This is a genomic window from Rhizobium sp. 57MFTsu3.2 (genome assembly GCF_012932765.1).
GTDB lineage: Bacteria > Pseudomonadota > Alphaproteobacteria > Rhizobiales > Rhizobiaceae > Rhizobium > Rhizobium altiplani.
Genome location: NZ_JDWI01000021.1, coordinates 100,670 through 106,904 on the forward strand (window position 1 = coordinate 100,670; position 6,235 = coordinate 106,904).

A 6,235-nucleotide genomic window follows, 5' to 3' on the forward strand; every position below is an offset into this window, starting at 1 on the left:
CTATCGCTCCGTCAGCGCTTCGCTGCGCGCCTTGTTGATCGGCTTCATCAGGTAGCTCAGCACGGTCTTGTTGCCGGTCATGATCTCGACCGAGGCAACCATGCCGGGGATGATCGGATAGGACTTGCCGTTGCGCTCCAGCGCGGACTTGTCGGTCTTGACCTGTACCAGATAGTAGGTCTCGCCCTTTTCCTTCTCCACGAGACTGTCTGCGGAGATATTCTCGACGACGCCCTCAAGGCCGCCGAAGATCGAGAAGTCGTAGGCGGTGACCTTGACGACGGCAGGCTGGCCGCGGCGCACGAAGGCGACATCGCGCGGCGAGATCTTGGCTTCGACCAGCAGCGTGTCAGCGGTCGGAACGATGCCGGCGATGACACGGCCCGGATCGACATAGGCGCCGATGGTGTTGACCTCGAGCGTGTTGACGATGCCGTCGACAGGCGAGCGGATGTCGGTGCGCTTGACGCGGTCGGACGCGCCGCGGATGGTCTCGTCGACGACCGAAAGCTCGGCCAGCGCCTGCGCCTTGTCCGTCAGCGCCTGCTGACGCAGTTCGAGGGCAAGATCGCCGAGCTGCAGCTTGGCTTCCTGCACGGCAGCCTGCAGGCGGTCGATGCTTTCCTGGTAAACCTTGAGCTGGCCCTTCTGGTCGGTGAGATCCCGCTCGGTCTTCAGCACTTCCGTCTGCGCCACCAGCTTCTTCTGTGCCAGCGGGAAAATTAGGTCGTACTGGCGCTGGGCACCTTCGATATTCTGCTGCAGGCGATCGATGTTGGCGTGGGCTTCGCTGAGCTCGTTCTCGCGCTGGCGCACGCGCTCCTGCAAGACGCCAAGCTTGTTCTGGTAGCTGGCGCGATCGGCAGCGAAAAGCTGCTCCTCGTTTGCGCACACATCGTTCGCGACGGCCAGGATCTCTTCCGGGCAAATGAACGGCGTATCGTATTGACCAGCTTCCTCGAGCTTCAGGCGCGCAACCTTGGCACCGAGCGCACGCGCCTTGGCAACGGATTCGCCAAGGGTGGAGGTCGTCGTTGTATTGTCGAGCTGGACGAGTAGCTGACCTTTGCGGACGACCTGACCGAGGACGACGGCGATCTGCTGGACGACCCCGGGCTCCGACGACTGGATGATCTGCGTCTTCGAGACCGGAATGACCTTGCCCTCGCCGCGGGCGATCTCGTTGATGTCGGCAATAGCCGCCCAGGCGACGAAGCTCGCAATGACGAGCGCCACCAATGCCAGAATGCCGCGGGCGAGAAGCGGAGGATTGTCGTGACGATTGCTGAGGCTCATGACTGCGCCCCTGCTGGTTTACGCTGCATGGCCTCGATGACCGCACCCTTCGGACCGTCGGCGATGATGCGTCCTTTATCGATGACGATCAGGCGATCGACGAGTTCAAGCATGCTGTAGCGGTGGGTGGCGATCAACAGCGTCGTGTCACGGCTGATAGCCTTCGACAGGCGCGCGATCAGATTGCGCTCGGTCGCCAGATCCATGGCGCCCGAAGGCTCGTCGAGAAACACGATCTTCGGTTTCGTCAGCAACAGGCGCGCAATCGTCAGCGCCTGCTTCTGGCCGCTCGACAGGTTGGTGCCGCGTTCGCCGACGGGCATGTCGAAGCCGCGAGGATGATTGCCGACGAACTCGTCGACACCGGTCATGCGGGCGACCTCGAGCAGCTCCTCGTCGGTCGCATCGGCGCGTCCGATCAGCAGGTTTTCCTTCACCGTTCCCGAGAAGAGATCGGACGACTGGCCGGCCACGGCGACCGCCGAGCGAACCTCGGCCATGTGGTACTGGCGGATATCGACGCCATCGATCAGCACGCGACCACCCGAAGGGCAAAAGAGTCCGTCGAGCAAGCGGCCGAGCGTCGTCTTGCCCGAGCCGATGCGGCCGATGATGCCGACGCGCTCGCCGGGCTTCACGGTAAAGGACAGCTTGTTGATGACGGGATAGTCCGATCCCGGATACTGGAAAGACACATCCTGGAAGCTGAAAGCGCCGCGGGTGATCTCGCGATTGACGAAGCCGACCGTGGACGGACGGTCGTCGGGCTGCTCCATGATCTTGTCGAGAATGCGAAGCGACATGGTCGCCTGACGGAACCGCGCCAGCGTCATGGCGATCTGGCCGAGCGGCGCGCCGGCGCGGCTTGCCAGCATGACCGTCGCGACGATCGCGCCCATGGCAATGCGGCCTTCGGAAAACTCGTAGGTGCCGGCAATCACGATCAGGACGCTCACCATCTGCTGGATGAACATCGTCATGTTGATGGCGTTCGTCGAGATGTGCTTGATATCCTCGCTGGTGCGGCTCGAATACTTTGTCAGTTCCTGCCAGCGGCGCAGCATAGTGGCTTCGGCGCGCAGGCTCTTCAGCGTTTCGATCGTCGAGATCGTTTCCACCAGCAGAGACTGGCGACGCGACGCCTCGTTGGCGGCCGTCGCCATGCGCTTGCCGATCGCGGCCTGCGCCCACAAGCCGATCGCGACCGACAGGACGAAGGCGACCGCCGGGATCACGACGAGCCAGCCGGAAATCAGATAAATGACGCCGAGGAAGATGAAGACGAACAGGCTGTCGATCAGGACGCCGATCGTGTTCGACGTGAAGAACTCGCGAACGAATTCATACTGCGTCACGCGGTTGGCATATTCGCCCGTCGACATCGGCCGCGAGGCGAGCGTCGAATTCAGCACCTTGTCGAACAGCAGCTGCGACAGGCGCAGATCCGCCTTGCGTCCGGCATAGTCGATCAGCGACGAGCGAGCGGTCTTCAGCAGGAAATCGAAGACATAGGCAAGCGAGATACCCGCGGCCAGAACCCAGAGCGTCGGGATCGCCTTGTTCGGCAGCACCCGGTCATAGACGTTCATCGTGAACAGCGGCGAGCCGAGCGCGATCAGGTTGATGAAGAGTGCCGCGACCATGACGCGGACATAGGTGCGCCAGTAAGGCGCAAGCGTCGTTGCCAGCCAGTGCCGCTTCTCGATCTCGACGGCATTGCCGACCAGCGCCTCTTCCGAGGCGTTCTGATAGTAAAGCGTAAAGGCAAAGGCCAGTTGCGGCTTCAGCGCCAGGAATTCTTCCCGCGTCAGACGGATCGCGTTGCCGGCAATCGGAACGATATCAGTGACATAGGAGCCGTCCTCGGCGACCTCGAGCAGCGGCAACACGCTGCCGTCGGCAAACGCGACGATCGCCGGGCAATCGAAATTGCTCTGGCGGCACTCGCGCTCCTGATGCTTGATCACCTGCAGGCCGATGCGCTCAGCCATGCGCTCGACATCGTCGATCTCAAGCGACTCGGTCACCTCATCCGGGAGACCGGAGAAGAGGACCGTGTCGGAGCTTGGTCGGCCATAGAACGCAGCCACGGATTTGAATGCGGCTTTGAATGTCTGCAGCGGTGTGCTGCTGGAGGTCCCGAGCGCTACGTTCAGCATTGTTCCATGGCCACGTCGACTATTGCTGTCGAATTGGCGCTAGAAGGTCCAGGGGCATACCGGCCTTCTGATGTGAATCAAGCTCGACATATCCAGGATTCGCGACGCCCGCGGGGACCACAAACTCTTCCCGCGCATAAGGTTTGGACTGATCGACCGGCTTCAGCTTCATCGTCTGAAGCAGATTGCCCGACGCCGCCAGGATCTTGTACTCGGCAAACTGCGACGCAACGCGCGCGGTATCAGCGAGAACCTGAGTGTTGAACTTCGTGTTCTGCGCATCGAGCACATCGAGCAGCGAGCGCTGGCCAACCTTGAACTGCTCGCGGTAGGAACCGACGAGCTGGTTGTTGATCGAGGCCTGCTTGTTGAGGATGCCGGACAGCTCGCCGCGGCTGACGCGCTCGTTCCAGGCGGAACGGACCGACTCCGAGACCTCGCGCTGAACCTGGGCGAGATTGTAGCGCTGCTCGCCGGCACGACGGATCTGCTCCTGCTCGCGCGCAACGTCGATGCCGCCGCGATAGAGGTTCCAGCGGGCAACGACACGGACCTGATAGTCGTTGGTGTTGCCTTCGTCGCCATCGATGTCGTTGCCGACGCGGGCCGAGCCTTCGAGATTGACCTTCGGCAGGTAGTTGGCGCGCGCACCACGAACCCCGGCATCGGCCGCATCGACGTCGGCATTGGCCGAATAGATGCGCGGGCTGTTCTTGGCGGCGACGAAGACCGCGTCGTTCAGCGTCTTCGGGACGTACTTGCCAACGGACGGCGGCGTCTGCGCATTGGTGATTGGCTCGCCGACGACCTGAAGGAAGCGGATTTTCGTCTGCTCAAGCTCTTCGAGCGCTTCGCGCAGCCGGGCCTTGGCGGCCTGCAGACGTTCGCTGCCCTGAAGGCGGTCAGCGTCCGTGAGCGCACCGCCCTTGATGCTCTCGTCGATGTCGCCGACCATCTGCGTATGGAACGCAACGTTCTGCTTGGCGGCAGCAACGATCTGGTTCTGGAGCATGTATTCCAGATAGTCCTGCGTCACTTCGAGTGCGAGCGACTCAGACCGTTCGAGAACCCGAAAGGACGCGCCATCGACGCGCGAAGCCTGCTGTTCGACCTGGGCGCGGCGGCTGCCGCCATCATAAAGTGTCTGCGAGATCGTCAGACCAACATCGCCCGGCGACAGATAGTCATGGTCATCTCTCAGCGAACCGGAACTTTCGTTCGACAAGCGACGGCGCCCGATCCCGCTCTCCAAATCTACGGATGGCAAGTATAAACCGCGCGCTTGACGTAGTTCAAACTCGATAGCTTCTCTATCCTTCGCAGCCTGCAAGATCTGCGGGTTCGTTTTCATCGTCTTTTCGATGGCCTGCTGCAGAGACATTGCATTGGCATCAGCATAAAACGAAAAACTCAAAGCAACCGTCGCAGACAATGCTGCAAAAATTCTTTTGCTCTTAAACAAGTTCGATGCCCCTCAACATCAAAGATTCACTCGGCGTACCCGTATACCAAAGATTTTCTTTGGCAAAGAAGTAACACCCATCTTTCCACATTCCAATCGCAGCTTCCGACATTCCTGCCAAGACAGTTAATCCCAGTGGACAACTGCCTAAAGCGAGAATTTTACAGGATTTTTTAACGGGGGCTTTGCCCGAACCTGTTTATCTGGCATTACTTTCAAACGGACATGACCCGCGATGAATTTTAGCCAGCGTTACTCTTCCGCCACAATCGTTTCAGCTCTTCGGATCGCAACCCTTGGTGCTGTCTGCTACGTGGCTGGATCCGTCGGCGTTTTACTTATCTTAAACCTTCTCGTACCGGATCGACCATTTTTGGTGGGATTTGTCGGCGCAGGCTTAATTTCACTTCTTGTTGCATTTCCGCTGCTATTGATCTTGCAGCTCAAAGTTGGCGACCTCAAAAAACTACAAGAAACGATTAACTATACTGCGCGCCACGATGCCGTAACCAAAACACTGAACGGGACAGCCTTTGCCGCGGCCGTCGAACACTACATCGACCGGCGCAAGCGAATCGCCACCGACGCCGGCGGCGTGATGATCGCCGTCGTCATCAATACGCTCGACGAGATCAGCAGGCGCTATGGCCCGCAATGGGCGGACACCGTCATGCAGTCGCTCGCCGCGATCATTCAGTCGTCCGTGCGAAAGGGCGACCTGGTTGCGCGCCTCGCCACCAACGAGCTCGGGGTTTTCCTCCCGGGCGCGACCATCGAAAACGCCCAGGACGTCGGCACCCGCATCCGCCGGCGCGTTGCGGAAGCCTCATTCTCGGCCGAGGGATCGCCGATGACGATCGGCATCCGGCTCGGCGGCGCCGTTTTCGAGGGACCTACCGACTTCACGCATATCCGTCAGTTGGCAGACGAAATGGCCATGGAGCGCGGCGGCGAGCGCGAAGACGCTATTCCGCTGTCGCGGCTGCCGGCCGCCTGACCTGGCGAACCCTAAAACGAAGAAAAGGCGCCGAGAGGCGCCTTCAGATTGCTGACAAACCCCTGGCACCGTCTGGGGGTTTGTGATTCATTGGGACATGTTGAAGAAACCTGCCCCCACCCAGACGGCTCTTGAGATGGTGACGCTCGACAGTCTGGTGCCGAAGGATCACCTGCTGCGCAAGATCGACGCGGTGATCGACTTTTCCTTCATCCATGATCGTGTTGCGGGGCTTTATTGCGCCGACAACGGCCGCCCGCCGCTCGATCCGACCTTGATGTTCAAGGCGCTGTTCATTGGCTACCTGTTCGGCATCCGCTC

Annotated in this window: 5 protein-coding genes; 2 read left to right on the forward strand and 3 right to left on the reverse strand. The window is 60.5% G+C overall.

The window, feature by feature from the left end:
• From AF71_RS21045 to AF71_RS21055, 3 genes are read right to left on the reverse strand one after another with little or no spacing between them, the layout of a single operon-like run.
• Window positions 1-1,296: an HlyD family type I secretion periplasmic adaptor subunit gene (locus tag AF71_RS21045; RefSeq protein ID WP_169682918.1), complete on the reverse strand. Its 1,296-nt coding sequence runs from the start codon at window positions 1,294-1,296 to the stop codon at window positions 1-3.
• Window positions 1,293-3,455 carry a type I secretion system permease/ATPase gene (locus AF71_RS21050; RefSeq protein WP_169682920.1) on the reverse strand — a complete coding sequence of 721 codons (2,163 nt, stop codon included), beginning with the start codon at window positions 3,453-3,455 and terminating at the stop codon, window positions 1,293-1,295. Before AF71_RS21050 ends, AF71_RS21045 begins: the two co-directional genes overlap by 4 nt.
• Before the next feature lie 19 nt (window positions 3,456-3,474).
• Complete coding sequence (locus AF71_RS21055) at window positions 3,475-4,836, reverse strand: TolC family outer membrane protein (protein WP_112666360.1); 1,362 nt, start codon at window positions 4,834-4,836, stop codon at window positions 3,475-3,477.
• 316 nt (window positions 4,837-5,152) lie between these two features.
• On the opposite strand from AF71_RS21055, the gene AF71_RS21060 reads away from it, so the two are divergent.
• Window positions 5,153-5,914, forward strand: a complete 762-nt coding sequence (locus tag AF71_RS21060) for a diguanylate cyclase (RefSeq protein WP_169682922.1) — start codon at window positions 5,153-5,155, stop codon at window positions 5,912-5,914.
• A 97-nt stretch (window positions 5,915-6,011) separates the two neighbouring features.
• Window positions 6,012-6,235 (forward strand): transposase (locus tag AF71_RS21065; RefSeq protein WP_169682924.1); only part of this gene is annotated, 224 nt, incomplete at its 3' end.

Coding starts and splice junctions, on each gene's coding strand:
- AF71_RS21045 (WP_169682918.1), bottom strand. CDS start 1,296: ATGAGCCTCAGCAATCGTCACGACAATCCTCCGCTTCTCGCCCGCGGC.
- AF71_RS21060 (WP_169682922.1), top strand. CDS start 5,153: ATGAATTTTAGCCAGCGTTACTCTTCCGCCACAATCGTTTCAGCTCTT.
- AF71_RS21050 (WP_169682920.1), bottom strand. CDS start 3,455: ATGCTGAACGTAGCGCTCGGGACCTCCAGCAGCACACCGCTGCAGACA.
- AF71_RS21055 (WP_112666360.1), bottom strand. CDS start 4,836: ATGTCTCTGCAGCAGGCCATCGAAAAGACGATGAAAACGAACCCGCAG.